A 22,111-nucleotide genomic window follows, 5' to 3' on the forward strand; every position below is an offset into this window, starting at 1 on the left:
AAAAATATTTTAAAATAATGGCTTGACAAACCTTAGCAGGTTTATTATAGAACCTGAAGTTATTGTGGGTGCAAAAGGCCTTAGATAAAGTTAATGATGAAAAAACAAGATATTTATTCATCCGTTAACTTACTTGTACTTGTGTATCAATAAAGTAAATCTGCAAAACTCTTAATACCGTAAATTTGATTCTTAGTTTACGTACTATGACTAAGAAACAATAGCGAAACATCTTAGAAGTACTTAGGTGTGTAGCGTGTTTTGTGTCATAGTACGTAAGCTAAGAATCTATGAAAATGTATATAGAGTTTTGCATGTAATTTCAAAAATACACAAGTATATCTATTTAGCTAGATTATATTTCGGTATCCGTTTCTTCGGAGTCCTTGCTAATCATTAGAGTTTTAACAATGAAAGAATAGACTTCTTGACTTTTCCCTCTCCAATTGTTACAGATGGTAGAAGCTTCCTCTTCCGAAGGTACTGTTAGATTCAATTCAATTACTGAACTATCTTTCTCCTTAACTTGACATCGAACCACGTATTCATTCGGTTTACTTTGGAAGTAATCTGATAATGTCGAAACTTCCTCACGTAATGTATATTTATTTTCTTTTAAATAGTCAATGATATCCTTTTTTATAGCATCAGAAATCTGGTTATTGAAGTACTCAAGTGTTTCGCGTCCAGATTCAGTTACTTTGTATAATGTTGTATTACGAATTGTTTCACATAAAATTAAATCAGACTCGATTAATTCTGAAATCGCTTGTTGAATTGTAAAATAATTTGTATACTCTTTCTCTAAGATAAAGTTCGAAACCTGTGCATTAGAAAGAGGGAAATCAACTTTTTCAAGAATATATAAAATAATTAATTTATATAAAGTTAAAGCTTCTGATTGCATGCATTTACCTCCTTAGATTGGTTATGTGTATACTACCAGGTAGATAGTTTATATTGAATCTACCGCCTTACCTTGCCAAGAATCAAGTTCCTTCATGGTGCGTTGAATAGTATTTAACACAAGTTTCTTATTCTTGCTCCATAGAGGAGCTAGTAACAAATCTCCTGGCCCATCACCAGTAATACGATGGATTACAATATCTTGGTTCAGATGTTCTAAACATGAGACTAGAATTGTAACATATTCATCTAGAGTTAGGATGTGCATGGAGTCAAGATATGTCTCCAAATCCGTATTTTTTAAAACATGAAGTAGTTGCAATTTAACGCCTTGAATTCCGGAATTATTAACATAATCAATAGAATCTAAGATATCTTCTTTGGTTTCATAGGGAAGCCCAATTATAAGATGGACTATAACATCAATATTACAATTACGTAGATTCTTAACAGCGCTATCGTAACAGGATAGAGGGTATCCTCTACGGATACGATTTGCAGTGTCTTCATGGATAGTCTGTAAGCCAAGTTCTACCCAGACTGGTTTTATTTGATTTAACTCATTAAGTAAAGCTAGTACCTCAGCATTTATGCAATCTGGTCTTGTCGCAATAGAAAGAACAGCAATGTCAGGATCCATAAGAGCTTCGGTGAATATTTTTCTTAGGTAAGGGATAGGGGCATAAGTATTTGTGAAAGCTTGAAAATAGGCTATATACTGTGGTGTGTTAGGTATCTTCTTAACTTTATGAGCAATAAGAGCTTTTGATTCTTGTATTTGCTTCGTTATGGAGAGTTTTGCATCAGCTGCAAAGTCACCTGAACCACCAGCGCTACAAAATATACAACCTCTTGAATCTATTGTGCCATCCCTGTTAGGACATGTCATACCTCCATTTAATGATAATTTGTATAATCGATGTCCAAATTGATTCTTTAAGTAATAATCAAAGGAATAATACCGTTTGTCATTCCACATTCGTTTGGTATTCAAGTACGTCAAAACTCCTATCTAATAATATGAGATTTAACAGCATTGCTAACTACTTCAGCAACTCTTGGATCGAATGCTTCTGGCAAGATGTTATCCTCATTTAAATCTTTTTCGTCTACAAGGCTTGCAATTGCTTCAGCAGCAGCAAGTTTCATTTCTTCAGTAATCTGAATAGCACGTCCTTCTAGGGCACCTTTGAAGATACCAGGGAAGGCAACTACATTATTTACTTGATTAGGGAAATCAGAACGGCCTGTTCCAACTACTTTTGCACCAGCTTCTTTTGCAAGGTCAGGCATAATTTCCGGAACTGGATTAGCCATTGCAAATAGTATGGAATCTTTATTCATGCTGGCTACCATTTCTTTTGTAACGATGTTAGGAGCAGATACACCGACGAAGATATCAGCGCCCTTTAAAGCATCAGCTAAAGAACCTTGTTTATGTTCTAAGTTAGTTATGTCCATCATGTGTTCTTGCATCCAATTAAGATCTTTCGCACCTTTACATAGTATACCAACTTTATCGCACATTATTATATTTTTGAAACCATAAGTAAGAAGTAATTTGGTGATTGCGATTCCAGCAGAACCAGCTCCATTAACTACAACCCTACAAGTTTCTTTTTGCTTACCAGTAACTTTAAGTGCATTGATAATACCAGCTAGTACAACAATTGCAGTACCATGTTGATCATCATGGAATACAGGGATATCTAAGAGTTCTTTCAAGCGTTCCTCAATTTCAAAGCAACGAGGAGCACTGATATCTTCAAGATTAATACCGCCAAATGCAGGTGCAATGTTCACGACTGTCTTAATGATTTCTTCTGTATCTTGTGTATCCAAACAGATAGGGAATGCATTTACATTACCAAATTCTTTAAAAAGAACAGCCTTTCCTTCCATTACAGGCATGGCAGCATAAGGACCGATATTTCCTAAGCCAAGTACCGCACTACCATCAGAGATAACAGCAACCATATTAGATTTAATTGTATATTTATACGCTTTTTCTTTATCTTGTGCAATTACTTTACATGGTTCTGCAACTCCAGGAGTATAGGCATGTGCAAGATCTTCTCTTGATTTAACAGTACATTTTGAAACGGTTTCAATTTTACCATTCCATTCTTCGTGTAGAATAAGTGCTTTTTCGTTTGTCGTCATAACCGCAGCTCGTCCTTTCCATTCCCTTGTTATATTCTGTCATACTTAAGTATGGTTTCACCTGATACAAGCAAATATGTATAAAATTAATATTGCAAGTATATTAATCATAACACTAAAAAAACGGGAAATCAAGGACTAAGGATTCTGGTACGATTCTCCTAATAGGTGTTTAGTTAATTTGTAGGATATGGAAATGAATAAAAAGCTTTATTTTGTACAAAAATGGATGTATAATAGAAAAAAATCTTTAATTCTGACAATCTTGCATTTCCCGAAGAAAATTTAATGTAATAATTTAATTCTCAAGAATAATGCTAGGCTATCATTTTGACAATAGGAAGCAGGCTTATAACCTACTATTTTTGCCTCTCTTTGTGAAACTGATTTGTAATATTGAGAAAATGTTGTTACATTTTAAATAGAATAAAGCAAACCAAATAATATGTATCAATGGTTCTGTTGTTGTTATAGGCAGATAAATAAGTTGAGTAAAGGAGCATACATATGGAGAATAATTACGCTACAATGTCTTTGGCTGAATTAAAAGAGATAGCCAAACAAAATGGTATTAAGAATATATCAATATTAAGAAAAAAAGAATTAGTAAATATACTAACGGAACTGGACAAGAATAAACAACCAAAAGAAGAGAATATAGTAAAAGAAAATCGTGTAGTAAAGGAAGTCAAAGAGATTAAAGAGAATAATAATAAAGAAGTAAAAGTAAATAAAGAAGCAAATGAATATAAGGTAGCAAAAGATAATAGAGAAGTAAGAGAGTCTAGAGAATTTAAAGATAATAGAGAAATAAAAGATATAAGAGAAAATAAGGAAATTCAGAATACGGATTCTCAAGGAGTGAAACGACAAGTAGTTACTGGTAATGATATGGAGCAATTAGATAGTGGGGAGACAAAAGAGGGAATCTTAGAAGTTCTTCCAGATGGATATGGCTTTATACGTTGTGACAATTTCTTACCAGGTGAGAATGATGTGTATGTATCTCCTGCACAGATTAGAAGATTTAATCTTAAGACTGGGGATATTGTAGTTGGAAATACTCGTATTCGTAATCAGAATGAAAAATTCAGTGCATTATTATTTGTGAAATCTGTAAATGGAATGCATCCTGCAGAAGCACAGAAGCGTAAGAAGTTTGAAGACCTTACTCCTATTTTCCCAAATGAAAGAATTCATCTTGAAACACCTGGGGCAGGAATCGCAATGCGTATGGTAGATCTAGTATCTCCTATTGGTAAAGGACAAAGAGGTATGATTGTATCTCCACCAAAAGCAGGTAAGACTACCTTATTAAAACAAATCGCAAAATCCATTACAGTAAATCATCCTGACATGCAATTAATTATTCTTTTAATTGATGAAAGACCAGAGGAAGTTACTGATATTAAAGAATCTATTGAAGGCAAGAATGTGGAAGTTATCTATTCTACATTTGATGAGTTACCTGAAAATCATAAACGTGTATCAGAGATGGTCATTGAAAGAGCGAAGAGATTGGTAGAACATAAGAGAGATGTTGTTGTATTGTTAGATAGTATTACTAGACTTGCTAGAGCATACAACTTAACAGTACAAGCTAGTGGTCGTACCTTATCTGGAGGTCTTGACCCTGCTGCTCTTCATATGCCTAAGAAGTTCTTTGGAGCAGCTAGAAACATGAGAGAGGGCGGAAGTTTGACAATTCTAGCAACCGCACTTGTTGATACGGGTTCTCGTATGGATGACGTTGTATTCGAAGAATTCAAAGGAACAGGTAACATGGAACTTGTTCTTGATCGTAGTTTATCAGAGAAGAGAATCTTCCCTGCAATTGACTTAGCAAAATCAAGTACAAGACGTGATGATTTGTTATTGACTCCTCAAGAAACGGAAGCAAATTATCTGATGCATCGAGCACTTAGTGGTATGAAATCAGAAGAAGCGTTAGAAAAAATCATCGATTTATTCCTTAGGACAAAATCGAATTTTGAATTTATAGAGACAGTGAAAAAGACAAAGCTAGTATAAAAAATGTTTGCATATGTCAAATTTCTATGCTATAATGAGAAAGCTGTTTATAAAACTACGGCATATCCATTATGTGGACTATGTCTTATGTTAATACGATTGGCAAAATCCAATCCAACAAAGTTAACGATAAGAAGAGGTGAAAAAGATGAGAGAAGGAATCCATCCAAATTATTTCCAAGCTAAGGTAGTATGTAACTGTGGTAACGAATTTACTGTAGGTTCAACTAACGAAGATATTCACGTTGAAATCTGCTCTAAATGTCATTCATTCTACACTGGACAACAAAAAGCTGTTGCTGCTCATGGTGCAATTGATAAGTTCAACCGTAGATACGGTTTAAAAGAAGAAAACTAGATAGAGAAGTTAAAACTTTCTATTTAAAAAACAGGTTGAGGTTATATAATCTCAACCTATTTTTAAATAGTATTATAGATAGTACTACATTCGCATACAAGGTACCCATGGAATAGTGATGAGTCATGATAGGAGAAAAGGAAGGTACGAGAATGAAATCATCAGGAATTGGAGGACAGGCTGTATTAGAAGGCGTTATGATGAAAAATCAAGACGAATATGCAGTTGCTGTTAGAAAACCAAACAATGAAATCGTTATTGAGAAAAATAAGTATGTAAGTATTACAAAAAGATACAAGAGATGTGGGGTCCCAATCATCCGAGGAGTTGTTAATTTCATAGAGTCAATGATGGTTGGTACGAAAACATTAACATATTCTTCAACTTTCTTTGAAGATGAGGAAGAAGAGCAAAAGAAAACAGAGAAATCAAGCGATGGTTTAATGATGGCACTCACTGTATGTGTCTCAATTATTCTAGCAGTAGGTATCTTCATGTTATTACCATTCTTTATTGGTAATTTATTATCAGGTGTGATTGAATCAACAGTATGGCGTGCTGTAATTGAAGGGCTTATACGTATTACAATTTTCATTGCCTATGTAGCTTTAATCTCGCAGATGAAAGATATCAAGAGAGTATTTATGTATCATGGTGCTGAACATAAAACAATTAATTGTATTGAAAATGGTTTAGACTTAACTGTTGAAAATGTACGCTGGCAAACTAAAGAGCATAAACGTTGTGGAACTAGCTTTATGTTGATTGTTATGGTAATAAGTGTGATATTCTTTATATTTATACATGTAGAGTCCATTTGGTTACGTGTACTTTATAGAATTTTACTTGTGCCTGTAATTGCTGGGGTATCATATGAATTTATTCGTTTAGCTGGTAGAAGCGATTCTAAAATAGTAGACATATTAAGTAAACCAGGTTTATGGTTACAAGGTCTTACTACAAGAGAACCAGACGACGATATGATAGAAGTAGCAATCAAATCTGTTGAAGCAGTATTTGATTGGAAAGCATATCTGAAGGAAAATGCAGATCAATGGAAAGATAGACAAAAAGGAACTGTATTAGAAGAAAAAAAGGAAGAAGTAGAGGAATTAGCAGCTGCATCAGAAGAAATGCTTGAAGATACTTCGCTTGAATCAAGTAATATTTACGATGATGACGAAGAGGATGATGAAATTCTTCGTGCATTAGATCGTTTCTTTGATACTCCTAATGCAAAAGTTCTTGAACAAGATCAAGAGGATTAAAAGAGGTTTAGAATATGATTACCTTGGCAGTAGTATTGCAAGAAGCAGAGAATCTTCTCCTTAGCAAAGGTATAGAAGAGGCGAAATTAGACGCATGGTATCTAGCTATGGAGTGCTTCAAAATCAACCGTACAGATTATTATATGAATCCGAATCGAGAGATTGATGAAGAACAGTATACTAGATATAAAACAATGATTGAGGCGCGCGCAAAACGTATCCCATATCAATATCTGACAAATCAGCAAGAATTTATGGGTTTGCAATTTTATGTGAATGAAAATGTTTTGATACCAAGGCAGGATACTGAGGTACTTGTGGAGTTAGCCATGAAACATGCAGATAATGCGGATATATTAGATATGTGTACTGGTTCAGGGTGCATTATTCTTAGTCTGGGTAAGCTATGTAAACCAAGTAGTCTTACAGCAGTAGACATCTCAAGTAAGGCTTTAGAAGTTGCAAAACTAAATTCAAAAAAACTTGATGTACCTGTAACTTTTATTGAAAGTAATGTATTTGACAAGGTAACAGGAACATATGATATAATTGTCTCGAATCCGCCATATATTCCAACAAAGGTTATTGAGGAACTAATGCCAGAAGTAAAAGAGCATGAACCAATGTTAGCCTTAGATGGATTAGAAGATGGATTACATTTCTATCGGATCTTAGCTAAAGAAGCAGGTAAGTATCTGAAGAAGAATGGATATATCTTTCTGGAAATTGGGCATAATCAGGGGAAAGATGTGAAAGACTTACTCTTAAATGCAGGTTTTACAGAAGTTAATATAGTAAAAGATTTACCAGGACTTGACCGAGTTGTTGTTGGTAAGATGCTAGGGTAATATACCCGGTAAAATACCCGGTAAAATGAAGTGAAGTATGTATAGTGTTAATTTTGTATGGAGGAATACCAGATGTTTGATAAATTAGAAGAATTAGTAAGTCGTTTCCAAGAGATTATGGATGAGCTGAATGAACCTGGCGTTACCAATGATCAAGCTAGATTTCGTAAGTTAATGAAAGATCAAGCAGATCTTGCGCCAATCGTTGATAAGTTCAAAGAGTATAAGGAAACGAAGCAAGGAATTGAAGACAGTCTTCACATTCTTGATGAAGAAAGTGATGAAGAGATGCGTGAACTTGCAAAAGAAGAATTAGCAGAGTGTAAATCACGTGTTGAAGAAATAGAGAATGAATTAAAGATTTTACTTCTTCCTAAAGACCCTAACGATGATAAGAACGTTATCGTAGAAATTCGTGCAGGTGCAGGTGGAGATGAAGCAGCATTATTTGCAGCTGAAATCTATCGTATGTATGTACATTTTGCAGAAGGTAAACGTTGGAAGATCGAAACGATGGAATGTGAAGAAATCGGTATCGGTGGTATGAAGAGTGTAAGTTTCATGATTAGTGGACAGGGAGCTTATTCTGTAATGAAATATGAATCAGGTGTACACCGTGTACAACGTGTTCCTGAGACAGAATCAGGTGGACGTATTCATACTTCTACAATTACAGTAGCTGTAATGCCAGAGGCAGAAGAAGTAGATGTTCAAATTGATGAAAAAGATATCCGTATTGACGTAATGCGTGCATCAGGTAACGGTGGTCAGTGTGTCAATACAACTGACTCAGCAGTACGTTTGACTCACTTTCCTTCTGGAATCGTAGTTTATAGTCAGACTGAAAAATCACAGTTACAAAACAAAGATAAAGCGTTCGCATTATTACGTGCTAAGTTATATGACATCGAATGTCAAAAAGCACACGATGCAGAAGCGGAAGCAAGAAGAAGTCAGATCGGTACTGGAGATCGTTCAGAAAAGATTAGAACTTACAACTTCCCTCAAGGACGTGTAACAGATCACAGAATCAACCTTACTCTTTATAAATTAGATAAAATCATGAATGGTGATATTCAAGAAATTATCGATGCTTGCATCGCTGCGGATCAGGCGAAGAAGCTGGCTAATATGAACGAATAGCACGAACGCGGAATATAAGAAGGATTACATGGACTGCTTGCAGGACAATGTAGTCCTTCTTATATTCCATGTAAGTCAAACGAACACCGAGAAAATGTGGAGCATTTTCGAAGGTGAGCGTTCGTGCTATGAGTGTAATGAGAACTAGGTAATGAGAGTGGCAGAGTTTTAGCTGAGTTGCAAATTTTATAGTTGAGATAGAAAAATGGAATGTCCTATATTAGCTTTAGTGGCTGATGTAGGGCATTTTTTGTGTGGAGGTCTTAGTTGAGTTTGGTGGGGAGTGGGAGTAAAACTAGCGAAAAATGCTGTTGTGGAAATAGTTGGAACACTATATAATGAGTAATATAAATTGGATTAGTGGAGGTGTTAGTTAATGGAGATTTTTGATGTAATAGAAAGACGAAGAACAATTAGAGATTTTGAAAATGAAAAAATAAATGATGAAAGTATTAAAAAGATAATTGACGCTGGATTGAAGGCTCCGACAAATGACCATATGCGTGACTGGCATTTCATAGTTATTAAGGATAAGAGTATCGTTATGAAACTCCTCGATAGTATTCCCAATGGAATATCTGAAGAAGATATGAATGCATTAATTAAAGATTGGAATTTAAATGACACTGAACAGCAAAGTTGTTATAGAGATGCGGTTCCGAAGCAGCACAGAATGCTTGCTGATGCTTCAGTAGTTGTGATTCCACTACTTAAGCAGAAAACGGATATATTGCATCCAGAAAGTTTATCGCATTTAAATGGGTTGGCATCGATATGGTGTTGCATCGAAAATATGTTTTTGGCTGCGACCGCGCTTGATTATGGTTGTACACTTAGAATTCCACTTGGTAATGAAGCGGAGTGGTCGAAAGAAGTACTTGAGTATCCAGAAGACTATTTAATGCCATGTTTTATTGGTATTGGTCGCCCCAAAAAGGATGCAGTTACTATAAAGCAAAAGGATATAGATGTTAATGATAGAATTCATTGGAATGGGTGGTGATAACAGGACAATGTAAAATATATTATGGTTTCTCAGCTAAAACTCCTGTAACAAGACCGTCAGTAGCAATGTTGCTACTATTAAGGAGGCGATATATTAATGACTACTATTTTTATAGAATATAAAGATATGTTGTCAAAGTCTAATTGTACAAAAATGATTAATTTTTTAGTAGCTATAAGTAATAAAATAACATATTCAGTAATTTTGAATTATTATTATCTTACTACTGAAGAATATGCGAATGCTATTAATGACTTTTCTAATGAGACTAGCAAGGAAGATTTTGATAGAAGATTACGATTTTTAAAAGATGTTGAGTATCAAGATACATTACTTAAAATATATCATACACATGATGAAGTTTTAGCTTATTTTGAAAGATTGAAACATTATGATTTAGTTGAACTAGAAGAAATTAAAGAGGAGTTGCAGCTACAAGTAAATTTTTCTCAGAATAATAAAAAATTAAAAGAAGATAAGATATTAAGCAATATAAAGTTGCGAACTAAGATAGTAATACCAGAAGAAAATTACTTAGGAAGTAGATTTACCTATAAATCTCATTGTACCATTGGTGGTTTATATAAGGAATATTATTTTAAAATTGATAATAATATGACTGAATATTTGAATAAGAAGGGGAACTTAATAAAATTTAATACATTCAAAGACATAAATTATTTAGAAGACCCTGGGTTTTATAATAATGATAGGCTTATATGCTCGATATGTTCACATGAACATACCTTTTGTCTTATCTTACAGGATAGTGAATTAGATGATTTTAGATTGTTGAAAATTCCTTTTTCTTATTAAGATACTGTCTGGCGGATATATCCTCAGAGTGCAACAGACGGTTGTCCAAATTGAAGAAAACAAAAGCCTTTCCGTACTGGTCAAAGTACAGGGAAGGTTTTTGTTGTATATAGTTCCAGGATTAACCTTAATAAAAAGGACTATGAAGATATGGGATATAAATAAGTTACTTTACTTAGCTATTAGTTAATAGGGTATGTAGAGCTTGAAAAGAATGTAAAAATATAATAGCTTAAAATTTAATTGATAGTGTCTAGTGAGTTATGAAAAAGCTGATGGAATACATGGGAGATAACAATGTTACACTTAATTTCGGTATCATGACGTTGGGTATCCTAATATAATTGATTTCACATTTTTTAGATATAGTGCAACACATAAAACCATTATATTCATATATTGATAATGGAAAATACTTTATTTCCAAATATAATGAAAAGAGAGGAATATATGGGATACAATAATCAAAATGATCGTTCAAATGAGCAGAAACATGTTCATGAAATTCAAGGTAGTGTTCAAATAGCAGAACCTCAAGATCCTCATAATCATAGATTTGCTACTGTTTCTGGGGAAGCAATTCAACAAGGTATGAGTCACTTCCATAAAGTGAATTTCAGAACAGATTTTTATGAAGATCATTTTCATGAATTTAGTGGTAATACTTCATTAGCTATACCAGTTGGAGATAGGCATGTTCATTTTCTTGCGTCTGTAACAACTGTAAATGATCGTCATCAACATCGTTTCAGATTCGGTACTTTGATTGACGATCCAATCGGCGGAGAACAACATTAATCAGGTCACTGCAATGTGTCAGTATAAATATACTTGAGATTTTTGAGGTGTTTGATATAATGTAATTATAAATAAAATCACCACAGAGTGGTTGACCATGAATATTGAAAAGTAAGAAACCTTCCTAGACTCGGGCAAGTACAGGGAAGGTTTTTTACTACATTAATGACACATATAAAATGTACGGAGGTATAAACATCATGAAAATAACGCATATAGCTATGTATGTAAATAATTTAGAATACACAAAAAACTTTTTTACAAAATATTTTGGTGCAATTCCAAATGAGGGATATCACAATAAAAATACGGATTTTAGATCGTATTTTTTATCATTTGATGATGGGGCACAACTTGAAATTATGAACAAACCTAATATGAGTGACGAAGAAAAGTCGTTAACTCGTACTGGATTTGCCCATATAGCTTTCAGTGTTGGTAGTAAGGAAAAAGTAGATGAATTGACTGCGAAATTAGAACAGGATGGATATGAGGTAATAAGCGGGCCACGAACTACTGGAGATGGTTATTATGAAAGCTGTATCTTGGGACCTGAAAATAATCAAATTGAAATTACAATTTAAAATCTTTATTTACATTATGGAGATAGTTAGCAATTTTGGATAAGACTTTTCGCTCTGAATGCCTTATTATATATCTTATAGGAGGTTATGATATGGATTATACTTGTGTATTGAATATGAAAAGATATATCGAAAAGCATTTTACTGAAGATATTACTTTGGATTTTATTGCTAAAAAGTTTGGCTATTCTAAGTTTCATTTAAGTAGAATGTTTGCTGAAAGTACAGGTAAGACAATACATGCTTACATTATGGAGAGACGATTGTTTGAAGCAGAATGGTTGTTAAAGAATACAGATACGCCAATTATTGAAATCGCACAGATGATTGGTTATACATCGCAACAATCATTCACAAAAGCGTTCAGGCAACGATTTGAGTGTTCACCTGCTAGTTATAGGAATAACCATTATGTATTAACAACTACTCATGATGTAAGACATGTTCATTCGCAAGCACATAATCATAACACAATTATTATGAGAATGGAGCGGATGGCAGCATGAGTTTTATACCATATGTAATTCAACAGACAGGAAACAGCGAAAGAAGTTACGATATATATTCAAGACTTCTTAATGACAGAATAATATTCTTAGGTGAAGAAGTTACTGATGCAACTGCGACTTCGATAGTGGCACAACTATTATATCTTGAATCAATGGATTATAAGAAGGATATAAATCTCTATATTAATAGTCCTGGTGGGAGTATACCATCTGGTCTTGCAATCTATGATACGATGAATTATGTTAAGTGTGATGTGTCTACTATTTGTATTGGTATGGCAGCTAGCATGGGAGCTTTCTTGCTCGCAGGTGGAGCAAGAGGAAAGCGATTTGCTTTGCCTAATGCAGAAATTATGATTCACCAACCTTCTGGTGGAGTCAATGGACCTACGCAAGCTACGGATATTAATATAGTTGCTAAGCATATTCTGGATACGAAAGAACGAATTAATCGAATCTTGGCACAAAATACAGGAAAAGAGATAGAGCAAATTGAAAAAGATTCAGATCGAGATAATTATATGTCTGCAGTAGAAGCAAGAGATTATGGGTTGATAGACTCGATAATTGATTAAAGGTACTTAGAGATATATTGTAATAGTTGTTATATAAAGTTAAAAGTGGTATGTTGCGAGAAACATACTATATATGTAATTAGGAGAAATTCATAATGAATATAAAAGAAGTGTCACTAGAAGATATGAATTACCAGTTATTCAATCATTTTAAGCGTCATCAGGAAGTTACAAAATGCTATAGAAAGATAGCAGGTGAATGGATAATTAAAGATGTACCTTTTATTGATGAGTGGTCGGAAGAAGATTATCAATTTTTAGTTACTTGTTTAAGAAATACCATAGTAACAGGTGGTGTTGTTTATGGTGCTTTCGAAGATAACCAATTGAAAGGTTTTGCGTCTGTTGAGCCAACCTTATTCGGAACAAATAAGGAATATCTTGATTTGTCCAGTATTCATGTATCAGAAGATATGCGTGGAAATGGAATAGGACGTACCTTATTTCAAACGGCAGCAGATTGGGCAAAAAATCATGGTGCTAAGAAGTTATATATATCAGCTCATTCGGCAGTTGAAACACAAGCATTTTATAAGGAGATGGGATGTGTGGAGGCAGCAGAATATAATGCTGATCATGTGGAAAAAGAGCCATTTGATTGTCAATTGGAGTATATACTTTAGACATATGGTTACCAACCTCTGGATATGAGTATGCCAATGCCCCATACATTGAAGTATGCCTTAATCCAGATAGAAAATAGAAGATATTGTTGTAGGAACAAGTATTCCATATAATTATGAGAAATCTAGATTTTAAAGATACAGATTTAGAGGAGCATATAAGGGATATTAAGAGGGACTAAGTCTTTTAAAGACATAGGCCCTTTTTCTCATTAAAATTATCAATAGAAGGATAACTATTAATGAAGTGAGATAAGAATTATGTTATACTTAAGGTCAAATTATAAATAGATTGTGAGGTACACGAAATGAGAAAAGTCATTTTATATATAGCAATGAGTTTAGACGGTTTTATTGCCGATGAATTCGGAGGTGTGGATTGGTTGGTTGGCCAAGAAGATACGAGTGAAGAGCAAGGAAGTTATGCTAGGTTCATAAAGACGGTTGATACAGTTATCATGGGATACACAACCTATCATCAAGTAACAACGGAACTAGCACCAGGAAATTGGCCTTACAAAGGGTTAAGAACCTATGTATTAACACATAAGTATAAAAAAACTGAAGAAGATATTATATTTACAGATAAGAATATACAAGAATTAGTAACGAAAATCAGAATGGAGCCAGGTAAAAATATTTGGATTTGTGGCGGAGCAAATTTAGTAAATCAGTTTATGAAAGAAGATTTAATCGATAGATATCATATTACAGTAATACCAACTATATTAGGAAAGGGAATTCCTTTGTTTCACGACAATAACAGTAGTATTAGACTAAAGCTAATATCAAGTGAAAGTTATAATGGAATGATTGATTTAATTTATGAAAGAAGAGAATAAAGTAACTGTGAATAAGAAAAGAAAAAGGAAGATTTCAAAACCCATGAAAATATTGATTATTATAATAACTTTGATATTTTGCATAGTAGCGTTGTGGCAAGGTCTAACAGTAAAGAGATATAGAATAACTAGTAATAAACTAAAGTCGTCAGTTAGAATTATGGCATTAACGGATTTACATAGCACGATATATGGTAAAAAACAAAAAAAATTAATCAATAAAATACGAGAGTATGACCCAGATGTAATTGTTCTTGTTGGAGATATAGCAGTTGATGATAAACCACATGAAGGTACTGAATTACTGTTGTCGGTTATTGCTAAGGAATATCCTTGCTATTATGTAACAGGGAATCATGAGTTTAAGTCAGGTGAAGTCATGTATATTAAAGATATGATTAGGGGATATGGAGTAACAATTCTTGAAGGAAGCTCTGATTTTATAGATGTGAATGGACAAAAAATTCAACTCTTTGGGGTGGACGATCCAAATAGATTTGATGGTTCAGTATATTTTGAAGATGAAATAACAGATGAGTGGCGTGAGCAACTTAATCGTTGTAAAGAAGAACTCACAGAAGGAGTCTATTCGATTCTGTTGTCCCATAGACCAGAATTAACAGAAATATATAAGGATTCTGGATTTGATTTAGTCATTGCAGGTCATGCACATGGAGGTCAGGTAAGAATACCGGGGATCGTCAATGGTTTGTTCGCGCCGAATCAAGGATTATTTCCTAAATATGCAGGCGGCCTCTATGAGATTGGAGCTACCACTATGATTGTTAGTCGTGGATTATGTAGAAATATAATACCTCGTGTATTTAACCCACCAGAGATTGTTGTAATAGATTTAGTACCGTTGAAGTAGCCAAATAATTTTAGTTGACATTAGGTAAAATATTACATATTATAAGTGCAGAACATATGTTTGTTTAATTGATATAGAATGTATTAAAGAGGGAGATTAATAGTAAGGAGAAACTATATGAATGAGGGGGAGAGAGTAAATGTTTCTTGATATTGAGGATACGAAGCTGCATTATGAAATAGAGGGGGATGGAGTACCGATTTTTATTATTCATGGAAATCATGTTGACTATCGTTTGATGTATGGTTGTCTTGAGCCTTGTTTTACAGACGTAATGAAATATAAAAGGATATACATTGATATACCAGGTTTAGGGAAATCCATCCCAGGGGTAATATTAAATCATGGACTGATTTGCGTGCCGTTCTTACGAAAGGGATCGAACAATTAATAGGAACAGAGAAATTTATAATGATTGGAGAGTCTTTTGGAGCTCATTTGCTTCGTTCAATACTTGAGGAGAGATTGGAACAAGTAATTGGAGTTATGTTTCTATGCCCTTGGATACCGGATATAGAACAGAAATTACCTCATAGGGAAGTTATTATTCGTGATGAGAAATTCTTGTCTACAATAAATAAGGATGAATTTGAAGGGTTTGACTATATGGCAGTGACAGAGACAGAAGATGCTTATATAAGATTTACACGTGACATATTGCCAGGTATTAAACTTGGGGACGGACAATATATGGATACATTAGAGAGCGATATTATTATTGATAGGAACGTGATATATGAAAAACCTGCTCTATTTCTAATGGGAAAGCAAGATCATGTGGCAGGCTATGAAGCAGCATTTAAGCTTATGGAACAATACCCAAGAGCAACTTATACTGTATTAGATAGTTGTGGACATAATGCGCAAATTGAAAGAGTAAATCTATTTGAAGTATTAGTAAGTGATTGGTTGGAACGAGTGAATTATGATTAATAATTGGAAGCAGGCTACTATTTTTTAATATCGAAAGGAATATTTACAGTTAATATAGAATGGGGAGTGGCTTAACAATGAAATATTTCGGTGAGGGATTAAGTGAAAAACATAAAGAGCTTAGCAGTATCATTAGAAAGCGCGATAAGATAGAAGAAGCTAAGAAGTTATTTTTAGAAATCCATGCTAAAGTACATAGTACAGAGATATCTCATGACATTTCAAATGAAGTAGATTATTTACTAGAGGACTTGGAAGTGAATGAATATGCAATTATGCCTACAAGTAAAGATGAAACCATAGCGTGGGTATTATGGCATGTGGCAAGAATCGAAGATTTAACTATGAATATTCTTGTGGATGATGGGCAGCAGGTTTTTAATGATGAATGGAAAGAACGAATGAATACCCCGATTATCGATACAGGTAATGCTTTGTCCGATGATGAAATCATGGATTTAAGCAAGAGATTCAATATAAAGGAATTACTGCATTATAGAAATAAAGTAGGAGCTAGGACAAGAGAGATTGTATCAAGGCTATCAGCTGAAGCTATGAAACGGAAAGTAACACAGCAAGGAGCAGAAAGAATCTTTATTGAAGGTGGTGTTACTTCTGATAAGGAGTCATATTGGTTGTTAGACTTTTGGAGTAAGAAAGATGTGGCAGGCTTATTGTTGATGCCACCAACAAGGCATGTTATGCTTCATTTGAATGATTGCTTTAAGTGGAAGGAGTATATTCGTAAAAAGAGTAATTATTTTTGGTGTTAACTGGCTACGTGTAAAGATATGTATTTGGAAGAATATCTAAAATAAAATAGTTTACAGAGGGAGAGTATTTTATGAAGTTAGAAGAATTTTTGGTACAGGCGAAGGAAAATACGTATGCAAGTGGAAATAATTATACAGATGCATCCCGTATGAAATCAAAAGATCTTTTATATACAGCAGATGACTATACGTATTTAGATTCTTATTTTGGGGATAGTACCTTTTCAGGAGAAGAAGTTGTGTATCAGAATGAGGCTCCAATCTGGAGTATGAATTATATAGGAAGAGTACTAGATGAAAAATTCAAACCAGAAGTTTTGAAACAGGCATTACAACATGTGGAAGAGAGTATGCCTTATCGTGGACCTAGAATTTTTGTGATGGATGAATATACATATATCTGTGATTACAATGGGGATATAAATTGGTTTTCAGGAGAAGAGAAGATAGTATATAATCAAAATGTCGTATATGAATTAAGATTTCATGGTGGAAAAGTAGTATAGAATAAAGGAGGAGGATTATGAACATAGAATTCATACAGGTAATTGAGAAATATAATGATGAAATTAAAACAATGTTTTCTGAAATAAGTGAAATTATTAAAGAAAGTGTTTCTGTTGAGGTTCAGGAAATATTATGGGCGAAATTACCTAGTTTTTATGTTGGTAATAATTTCGTCAGACTAATTCCTTTTAAAGATCATTTGAATATAGAGGCAGAAGAAATACAAACATATACATCAGAATTATCTAGCTATAAAATTACACCAAAAGGTATGTTACAGATTTACATAGGGCAGGATATACCAAAGGATATACTTTTAAAAGCCTTTAGAGGAACTATGATTAAATAAAAATCAGTATAACAACTGGATTAATAAGGTAGAATTTTACTGCCTTAATCATAAGGAGTTTAATATGGAGTTTGAGAATTTTAAATTAGAGATATTCATACCAGAAACACACCTACAAGTGTTACAGAAAGCATTAATGGAAGTGGATGCTGGTCATATTGGAAATTATGATTGTTGTCTATCCTACAGTAAAGTAACTGGTTGTTGGCGTCCTTTAGATGGAACAACACCATATATAGGATCGGAAGGGGAAATAAGTTCAGAGCCAGAATTGAAAGTAGAAGTCTGTTGTAAAGCAGCACGATTACAAGAAACAAAAGCTGCAATTAAGAAGGTTCATCCCTACGAAGAACCAGTAATTAATGTAATTCCTCTATTTGAAACGGGTTTATAGCAAAATCTAATGATTGAATTCTTGCATTATCTTAGTAAAGGAGTTATAATAATTGTTAAAAATGCAGACTATTAGTATAAATAATTCTATTGATAGTTTGCTTTTTTATGTAAAGAATAAATACATAAAATAAGTATTGAGTTTAACCACTTGTTTGTTGGAGGAAATCATGAAGGAAAAATTAAAGAAGATTAAGTTCTCAACGACCCAAATGATTGTATTTGGTTTTTTGGCAGCAATAATAATTGGAACTGCTCTTTTAATGTTGCCAATTGCTACAAAGCCGGGAGAGACGACAACATTAATTGATGCCATGTTCACAGCAACAACATCAATATGTGTTACGGGGTTAGTAACAGTTAGCACGCTCTCTCATTGGACAACTTTTGGACATGTGGTAATACTTATGTTGATTCAATTCGGTGGGCTTGGAGTTGTAACATTTACAACAACAATCTTGTTAATGATGAGAAAGCGTATTACATTAAAAGAAAGGCTACTAATACAGGAAGCTTATAACCTTGATACGTTAAGAGGACTAGTTCGTCTTACTATTAAAATTATGAAAGGGACTTTTATAGTAGAAGGTATTGGAGCTGTATTGTATAGTATTGCATTCATTCCTAGATATGGATTTTTCTCGGGGATTGGAAGAGCAATATTTAATTCTGTATCAGCATTCTGTAATGCTGGTATGGATATACTAGGAGATTATAGTTTGGCAGAATATGTAACGAATCCATTAGTTAACTTTACAACAATGGCGCTAATTATCCTAGGTGGTATCGGATACCCAGTTTGGTGGGATGTGTTAGATAAAATAAAGAAGTCAGTAAAAGAGAAATTCAGCTTCAAATCTTTTGCGCGTAGCCTTAGACTACATACAAAGATTGCAATAGGAACGACACTTATTTTAATTACTTTTGGTACTTTTATATTCTTCATTATGGAATATAATAATCCAGGGACTATGGGAAATCTAAGTTTTGGACAGAAAATTATGGCATCTATGTTCCAATCAGTTACTACAAGAACTGCTGGTTTCTTTACAGTTCCTCAAGAGAATTTGTCAAGTGACTCTGGGTTTATATCAATAATCTTGATGTTCATTGGTGGTTCGCCATCTGGTACAGCTGGTGGTGTTAAGACAGTAACAATAGCAATGTTATTCTTGGCTGCTTTTTCTATTATTACAGGAAAACATGATGTAGAAATTCATAGAAGAAGAATTTCAGATTTCTACATTAGAAAAGCAATTGCAGTTATTCTTGTAAGTTCAAGTGTATTATTTGTTTCTACTGTATTGCTTTCAGTTGTTGAGGGTGGAAACTTCCTTGATGTTATGTTTGAAACTACATCTGCATTAGCAACAGTAGGTTTGTCAAGAGGATTCACTCCATCACTTAGTGTGTTAGGGAAGTTTATAATTATAGTAACAATGTATCTTGGACGTATTGGTCCAATGTCAATGGCTTTAGCATTCAATATAAAAGCGGTTAAGAAAAATGGAAGACATTTACCAGAAGAAAATATATCAGTAGGGTAATTAGTACAGATAAATGTATCAGAAAGGCTAGGTGAGTAGAATGGCAAATAAAGAATTTGTTGTTTTTGGACTTGGTAGATTTGGAAAAAGTGTTGCAACTACACTAGCGGATAGTGGTTGTGAAGTTTTAGTAGTAGATGATAATGAAGATAAGATTCAAGAGATGGCTGACATTGTAACATACGCAGTGAAAGCGAATGTTACAGATGTTGATACGATGGAAACTCTAGGAATTAGTAATTTTGATGGTGCAATTGTAGCAATTGGTGAAGATCTTGAAGCAAGTGTTATGGTTACTATTTTAGCAAAAGAACTTGGAGTCCCTTATGTATTAGCAAAGGCGCAAAATGATTTACATGCTAAGATACTTAAGAAGGTTGGAGCAGATAAGGTTGTGTTCCCTGAGAAGGAAACAGGAATTCGTATTGCTAATAATTTATTATTAGGTAATTTCTTTGATGCGGTAGAACTATCTTCAACTTTCAGTATGATGGAGGTTGAAGCATTAGCAGAGTGGGATGGACATAGCTTAAGAGAATTAAATTTACGTGCTAAGTACAGCGTTAATGTAATTGGTATTAAGAAAAACGGAGTATTAGACATTAATCCAGATGCAGATAGTGCAGTTTCTAGGAATGATGTTCTTGTAATGATTGGTAAGAATGAAACATTGAATAAACTTGCAAGTATGCAAGGAAAATAATAAGGAGACCATATGATTACAAGTTCAAGCAATAATCAGATTAAGAATCTAATCGCACTTCAAAAGAAGGCAAAGACAAGAAACACTCAGATGGAATTTGTTATTGAAGGTATTAAGATGTTTGAAGAAACGGATTCTAATAATCTGGTAAAGGCATATGTTACAGAAGGTTTTTATCAAGAAAGACTACAAGAGAATCCTTCTTATTTTGATTCGTTTGATTATGAAATTGTAGCAGACAAGGTACTTTGTGATGCAGCAGATACCACAACACCCCAAGGTGTTCTTGCAATTGTGAAGCAACCATCGTATAGTTATCAGGAATTAATTACACATAAAGAAGCTAACTTATTATTACTTGAAAATGTTCGTGATCCAGGCAACATGGGTACAATAATACGTACAGCTGAAGGTGCTGGTATTACAGGAATCATTATTAGTAAGGAGTCTGTGGATATTTTCAATCCTAAAGTAGTTCGTTCAACAATGGGAGCGTTATATCGAATGCCATTTGTATATGTTGAAAATTTTGTAGAGGCATTAGAAGAGATGAAACAACAAGGTATTACAATCTATGCTTCTCACCTTGCAGCTAAGAATTATTATGATGAAGAAGAGTATTTAAGTAAAACAGGAATTATCATTGGCAATGAGGCAAATGGAATTTCTGAAGACGCAAGTTTAGCGGCAAACCGTTTAATAAAGATTCCTATGGAAGGGAAAGTAGAATCTTTGAATGCTGGTGTTGCAGCTTCGATACTTATGTACGAAGTGTATCGTCAAAAACGAAATCGCAATAAGTAAGTGTAAGATAATATTAGAATTTGATTAGAACCTAAATAAAGCTATATTAAAAATGTGCAAAACAGTTTGTTTTGCACATTTTTATAACAAAGGATATATTGTAATTCGAGAGAGTATGAAGTACAATAATTATAAGTTACAATATAATACATGTGGAGGAGAGCAGATTATACCACATGAAGAATATAGAAAGGGGGAGTGAATATATGGAATCTTTTTACTGGCTAATTGCAGTAGCGGTATTGTTAATTATTGAAATCACCACACTAGGGTTAACAACTATTTGGTTCGCAGGAGGAGCATTCATTGCATTCTTTGCATCCTTATTAGGTGCAGATTATTTAATACAATTTATACTCTTTGTTGTAGTTTCAGTGATTCTATTATGCTTTACAAGACCGATTGCTTTACGTTATTTTAATAATCGTAGAGCAAAAACCAATTATGAGAGTATTATAGGACAGACAGCAAAGGTTACATTAACGATTGATAATTTCAATCAATCTGGTTCCGCGATAGTGAATGGCCAGGAGTGGACGGCAAGAGCTGAAAGAGATGATGATATTATTGGACCAGGCACGCAAGTTAAAATTGTTGCAATTAAGGGAGTGAAACTGATTGTAACAAGATAACTATATTTATGAGAGTTTAAATTATTAATTAAATGGAGTGATTAAATTATTGTTATTTGTCAAGTAATAGAAATAGCATTAGTGAATATTATTTTAATAATTATTGCATCATGTCTCTAAATCTTACAA

The 22,111-nt window shown here is 33.7% G+C and carries 27 protein-coding genes; 24 read left to right on the plus strand and 3 right to left on the minus strand.

Going from position 1 to position 22,111, the window contains the following annotated elements:
- Positions 1–355: 355 nt before the first annotated feature.
- From ACW2QF_RS07575 to ACW2QF_RS07585, 3 genes are read right to left on the minus strand one after another with little or no spacing between them, the layout of a single operon-like run.
- Positions 356–907, minus strand: coding sequence for a DUF4364 family protein (locus ACW2QF_RS07575; RefSeq protein ID WP_455715392.1), 552 nt, complete (start codon positions 905–907; stop codon positions 356–358).
- A gap of 48 nt (positions 908–955) precedes the next feature.
- Positions 956–1,885: a TIGR01212 family radical SAM protein gene (locus ACW2QF_RS07580; protein WP_455715418.1), complete on the minus strand. Its 930-nt coding sequence runs from the start codon at positions 1,883–1,885 to the stop codon at positions 956–958.
- A 29-nt stretch (positions 1,886–1,914) separates the two neighbouring features.
- Positions 1,915–3,069 carry an NAD(P)-dependent malic enzyme gene (locus ACW2QF_RS07585; protein ID WP_455715393.1) on the minus strand — a complete coding sequence of 385 codons (1,155 nt, stop codon included), beginning with the start codon at positions 3,067–3,069 and terminating at the stop codon, positions 1,915–1,917.
- 507 nt (positions 3,070–3,576) lie between these two features.
- Between ACW2QF_RS07585 and rho the strand changes: the two genes are divergently transcribed.
- The 24 genes from rho to ACW2QF_RS07705 all read left to right on the plus strand — a co-directional run bounded on the left by rho (position 3,577) and on the right by ACW2QF_RS07705 (position 21,982).
- On the plus strand, positions 3,577–5,100 hold the full coding sequence (gene rho, locus ACW2QF_RS07590; protein WP_455715394.1) for a transcription termination factor Rho: 1,524 nt from the start codon (positions 3,577–3,579) through the stop codon (positions 5,098–5,100).
- Between the two features lie 148 nt (positions 5,101–5,248).
- Positions 5,249–5,458, plus strand: a complete 210-nt coding sequence (gene rpmE / locus ACW2QF_RS07595) for a 50S ribosomal protein L31 (protein ID WP_455715395.1) — start codon at positions 5,249–5,251, stop codon at positions 5,456–5,458.
- A gap of 152 nt (positions 5,459–5,610) precedes the next feature.
- Positions 5,611–6,726 carry a DUF1385 domain-containing protein gene (locus tag ACW2QF_RS07600; RefSeq protein ID WP_455715396.1) on the plus strand — a complete coding sequence of 372 codons (1,116 nt, stop codon included), beginning with the start codon at positions 5,611–5,613 and terminating at the stop codon, positions 6,724–6,726.
- Between the two features lie 14 nt (positions 6,727–6,740).
- Entirely contained in the window at positions 6,741–7,574 is an 834-nt protein-coding gene (prmC, locus tag ACW2QF_RS07605) for a peptide chain release factor N(5)-glutamine methyltransferase (RefSeq protein WP_455715397.1), read from the plus strand.
- A gap of 72 nt (positions 7,575–7,646) precedes the next feature.
- Positions 7,647–8,717, plus strand: a complete 1,071-nt coding sequence (prfA, locus tag ACW2QF_RS07610) for a peptide chain release factor 1 (protein ID WP_455715398.1) — start codon at positions 7,647–7,649, stop codon at positions 8,715–8,717.
- Between the two features lie 376 nt (positions 8,718–9,093).
- Positions 9,094–9,720 (plus strand): nitroreductase family protein, encoded by a 627-nt coding sequence (locus ACW2QF_RS07615; protein ID WP_455715399.1) that lies wholly within the window; start codon positions 9,094–9,096, stop codon positions 9,718–9,720.
- A 99-nt stretch (positions 9,721–9,819) separates the two neighbouring features.
- The gene (locus ACW2QF_RS07620; RefSeq protein ID WP_455715400.1) at positions 9,820–10,539 is read left to right on the plus strand and encodes a hypothetical protein; all 720 of its coding nucleotides are present in this window, start codon (positions 9,820–9,822) and stop codon (positions 10,537–10,539) included.
- A 450-nt stretch (positions 10,540–10,989) separates the two neighbouring features.
- Positions 10,990–11,337, plus strand: coding sequence for a YmaF family protein (locus ACW2QF_RS07625; RefSeq protein ID WP_455715401.1), 348 nt, complete (start codon positions 10,990–10,992; stop codon positions 11,335–11,337).
- 200 nt (positions 11,338–11,537) lie between these two features.
- Entirely contained in the window at positions 11,538–11,921 is a 384-nt protein-coding gene (locus ACW2QF_RS07630) for a VOC family protein (RefSeq protein WP_455715402.1), read from the plus strand.
- Positions 11,922–12,013: 92 nt separating this feature from the next.
- The gene (locus tag ACW2QF_RS07635; protein ID WP_455715403.1) at positions 12,014–12,427 is read left to right on the plus strand and encodes a helix-turn-helix transcriptional regulator; all 414 of its coding nucleotides are present in this window, start codon (positions 12,014–12,016) and stop codon (positions 12,425–12,427) included.
- Positions 12,424–13,005: an ATP-dependent Clp endopeptidase proteolytic subunit ClpP gene (gene clpP / locus ACW2QF_RS07640; protein WP_455715404.1), complete on the plus strand. Its 582-nt coding sequence runs from the start codon at positions 12,424–12,426 to the stop codon at positions 13,003–13,005. Before ACW2QF_RS07635 ends, clpP begins: the two co-directional genes overlap by 4 nt.
- A gap of 95 nt (positions 13,006–13,100) precedes the next feature.
- Complete coding sequence (locus ACW2QF_RS07645; RefSeq protein ID WP_455715405.1) at positions 13,101–13,628, plus strand: GNAT family N-acetyltransferase; 528 nt, start codon at positions 13,101–13,103, stop codon at positions 13,626–13,628.
- 308 nt (positions 13,629–13,936) lie between these two features.
- The gene (locus tag ACW2QF_RS07650; protein WP_455715406.1) at positions 13,937–14,470 is read left to right on the plus strand and encodes a dihydrofolate reductase family protein; all 534 of its coding nucleotides are present in this window, start codon (positions 13,937–13,939) and stop codon (positions 14,468–14,470) included.
- Positions 14,471–14,513: 43 nt separating this feature from the next.
- Positions 14,514–15,341, plus strand: a complete 828-nt coding sequence (locus tag ACW2QF_RS07655) for a metallophosphoesterase (RefSeq protein ID WP_455715407.1) — start codon at positions 14,514–14,516, stop codon at positions 15,339–15,341.
- Between the two features lie 139 nt (positions 15,342–15,480).
- Positions 15,481–15,732 carry an alpha/beta fold hydrolase gene (locus ACW2QF_RS07660; RefSeq protein ID WP_455715408.1) on the plus strand — a complete coding sequence of 84 codons (252 nt, stop codon included), beginning with the start codon at positions 15,481–15,483 and terminating at the stop codon, positions 15,730–15,732.
- A 20-nt stretch (positions 15,733–15,752) separates the two neighbouring features.
- On the plus strand, positions 15,753–16,274 hold the full coding sequence (locus ACW2QF_RS07665) for an alpha/beta hydrolase (protein ID WP_455715409.1): 522 nt from the start codon (positions 15,753–15,755) through the stop codon (positions 16,272–16,274).
- Between the two features lie 77 nt (positions 16,275–16,351).
- Positions 16,352–17,047, plus strand: a complete 696-nt coding sequence (locus ACW2QF_RS07670; RefSeq protein WP_455715410.1) for a DinB family protein — start codon at positions 16,352–16,354, stop codon at positions 17,045–17,047.
- A gap of 71 nt (positions 17,048–17,118) precedes the next feature.
- On the plus strand, positions 17,119–17,553 hold the full coding sequence (locus ACW2QF_RS07675) for a DUF5680 domain-containing protein (RefSeq protein WP_455715411.1): 435 nt from the start codon (positions 17,119–17,121) through the stop codon (positions 17,551–17,553).
- A gap of 17 nt (positions 17,554–17,570) precedes the next feature.
- A complete protein-coding gene (locus ACW2QF_RS07680; protein WP_455715412.1) occupies positions 17,571–17,903 on the plus strand; it encodes a DUF1801 domain-containing protein in 333 nt (110 codons plus the stop codon).
- A 64-nt stretch (positions 17,904–17,967) separates the two neighbouring features.
- Positions 17,968–18,297, plus strand: a complete 330-nt coding sequence (gene cutA, locus ACW2QF_RS07685) for a divalent cation tolerance protein CutA (RefSeq protein ID WP_455715413.1) — start codon at positions 17,968–17,970, stop codon at positions 18,295–18,297.
- A gap of 169 nt (positions 18,298–18,466) precedes the next feature.
- Complete coding sequence (locus ACW2QF_RS07690) at positions 18,467–19,843, plus strand: TrkH family potassium uptake protein (RefSeq protein ID WP_455715414.1); 1,377 nt, start codon at positions 18,467–18,469, stop codon at positions 19,841–19,843.
- A 40-nt stretch (positions 19,844–19,883) separates the two neighbouring features.
- Complete coding sequence (locus ACW2QF_RS07695; RefSeq protein WP_455715415.1) at positions 19,884–20,546, plus strand: potassium channel family protein; 663 nt, start codon at positions 19,884–19,886, stop codon at positions 20,544–20,546.
- A gap of 12 nt (positions 20,547–20,558) precedes the next feature.
- Positions 20,559–21,350, plus strand: coding sequence for a TrmH family RNA methyltransferase (locus ACW2QF_RS07700; RefSeq protein ID WP_455715416.1), 792 nt, complete (start codon positions 20,559–20,561; stop codon positions 21,348–21,350).
- Positions 21,351–21,526: 176 nt separating this feature from the next.
- Positions 21,527–21,982: an NfeD family protein gene (locus ACW2QF_RS07705; RefSeq protein WP_455715417.1), complete on the plus strand. Its 456-nt coding sequence runs from the start codon at positions 21,527–21,529 to the stop codon at positions 21,980–21,982.
- The last annotated feature ends 129 nt before the right edge of the window (positions 21,983–22,111 follow it).

This window comes from Anaerosporobacter sp., assembly GCF_965301125.1.

Excerpts from the sequence above, each read along its gene's own strand:
- ACW2QF_RS07575 (WP_455715392.1), bottom strand. The coding sequence starts at position 907 with ATGCAATCAGAAGCTTTAACTTTATATAAATTAATTATTTTATATATT.
- ACW2QF_RS07580 (WP_455715418.1), bottom strand. The coding sequence starts at position 1,885 with ATGTGGAATGACAAACGGTATTATTCCTTTGATTATTACTTAAAGAAT.
- ACW2QF_RS07585 (WP_455715393.1), bottom strand. The coding sequence starts at position 3,069 with ATGACGACAAACGAAAAAGCACTTATTCTACACGAAGAATGGAATGGT.
- rho (WP_455715394.1), top strand. The coding sequence starts at position 3,577 with ATGGAGAATAATTACGCTACAATGTCTTTGGCTGAATTAAAAGAGATA.
- rpmE (WP_455715395.1), top strand. The coding sequence starts at position 5,249 with ATGAGAGAAGGAATCCATCCAAATTATTTCCAAGCTAAGGTAGTATGT.
- ACW2QF_RS07600 (WP_455715396.1), top strand. The coding sequence starts at position 5,611 with ATGAAATCATCAGGAATTGGAGGACAGGCTGTATTAGAAGGCGTTATG.
- prmC (WP_455715397.1), top strand. The coding sequence starts at position 6,741 with ATGATTACCTTGGCAGTAGTATTGCAAGAAGCAGAGAATCTTCTCCTT.
- prfA (WP_455715398.1), top strand. The coding sequence starts at position 7,647 with ATGTTTGATAAATTAGAAGAATTAGTAAGTCGTTTCCAAGAGATTATG.
- ACW2QF_RS07615 (WP_455715399.1), top strand. The coding sequence starts at position 9,094 with ATGGAGATTTTTGATGTAATAGAAAGACGAAGAACAATTAGAGATTTT.
- ACW2QF_RS07620 (WP_455715400.1), top strand. The coding sequence starts at position 9,820 with ATGACTACTATTTTTATAGAATATAAAGATATGTTGTCAAAGTCTAAT.
- ACW2QF_RS07625 (WP_455715401.1), top strand. The coding sequence starts at position 10,990 with ATGGGATACAATAATCAAAATGATCGTTCAAATGAGCAGAAACATGTT.
- ACW2QF_RS07630 (WP_455715402.1), top strand. The coding sequence starts at position 11,538 with ATGAAAATAACGCATATAGCTATGTATGTAAATAATTTAGAATACACA.
- ACW2QF_RS07635 (WP_455715403.1), top strand. The coding sequence starts at position 12,014 with ATGGATTATACTTGTGTATTGAATATGAAAAGATATATCGAAAAGCAT.
- clpP (WP_455715404.1), top strand. The coding sequence starts at position 12,424 with ATGAGTTTTATACCATATGTAATTCAACAGACAGGAAACAGCGAAAGA.
- ACW2QF_RS07645 (WP_455715405.1), top strand. The coding sequence starts at position 13,101 with ATGAATATAAAAGAAGTGTCACTAGAAGATATGAATTACCAGTTATTC.
- ACW2QF_RS07650 (WP_455715406.1), top strand. The coding sequence starts at position 13,937 with ATGAGAAAAGTCATTTTATATATAGCAATGAGTTTAGACGGTTTTATT.
- ACW2QF_RS07655 (WP_455715407.1), top strand. The coding sequence starts at position 14,514 with ATGAAAATATTGATTATTATAATAACTTTGATATTTTGCATAGTAGCG.
- ACW2QF_RS07660 (WP_455715408.1), top strand. The coding sequence starts at position 15,481 with ATGTTTCTTGATATTGAGGATACGAAGCTGCATTATGAAATAGAGGGG.
- ACW2QF_RS07665 (WP_455715409.1), top strand. The coding sequence starts at position 15,753 with ATGATTGGAGAGTCTTTTGGAGCTCATTTGCTTCGTTCAATACTTGAG.
- ACW2QF_RS07670 (WP_455715410.1), top strand. The coding sequence starts at position 16,352 with ATGAAATATTTCGGTGAGGGATTAAGTGAAAAACATAAAGAGCTTAGC.
- ACW2QF_RS07675 (WP_455715411.1), top strand. The coding sequence starts at position 17,119 with ATGAAGTTAGAAGAATTTTTGGTACAGGCGAAGGAAAATACGTATGCA.
- ACW2QF_RS07680 (WP_455715412.1), top strand. The coding sequence starts at position 17,571 with ATGAACATAGAATTCATACAGGTAATTGAGAAATATAATGATGAAATT.
- cutA (WP_455715413.1), top strand. The coding sequence starts at position 17,968 with ATGGAGTTTGAGAATTTTAAATTAGAGATATTCATACCAGAAACACAC.
- ACW2QF_RS07690 (WP_455715414.1), top strand. The coding sequence starts at position 18,467 with ATGAAGGAAAAATTAAAGAAGATTAAGTTCTCAACGACCCAAATGATT.
- ACW2QF_RS07695 (WP_455715415.1), top strand. The coding sequence starts at position 19,884 with ATGGCAAATAAAGAATTTGTTGTTTTTGGACTTGGTAGATTTGGAAAA.
- ACW2QF_RS07700 (WP_455715416.1), top strand. The coding sequence starts at position 20,559 with ATGATTACAAGTTCAAGCAATAATCAGATTAAGAATCTAATCGCACTT.
- ACW2QF_RS07705 (WP_455715417.1), top strand. The coding sequence starts at position 21,527 with ATGAAGAATATAGAAAGGGGGAGTGAATATATGGAATCTTTTTACTGG.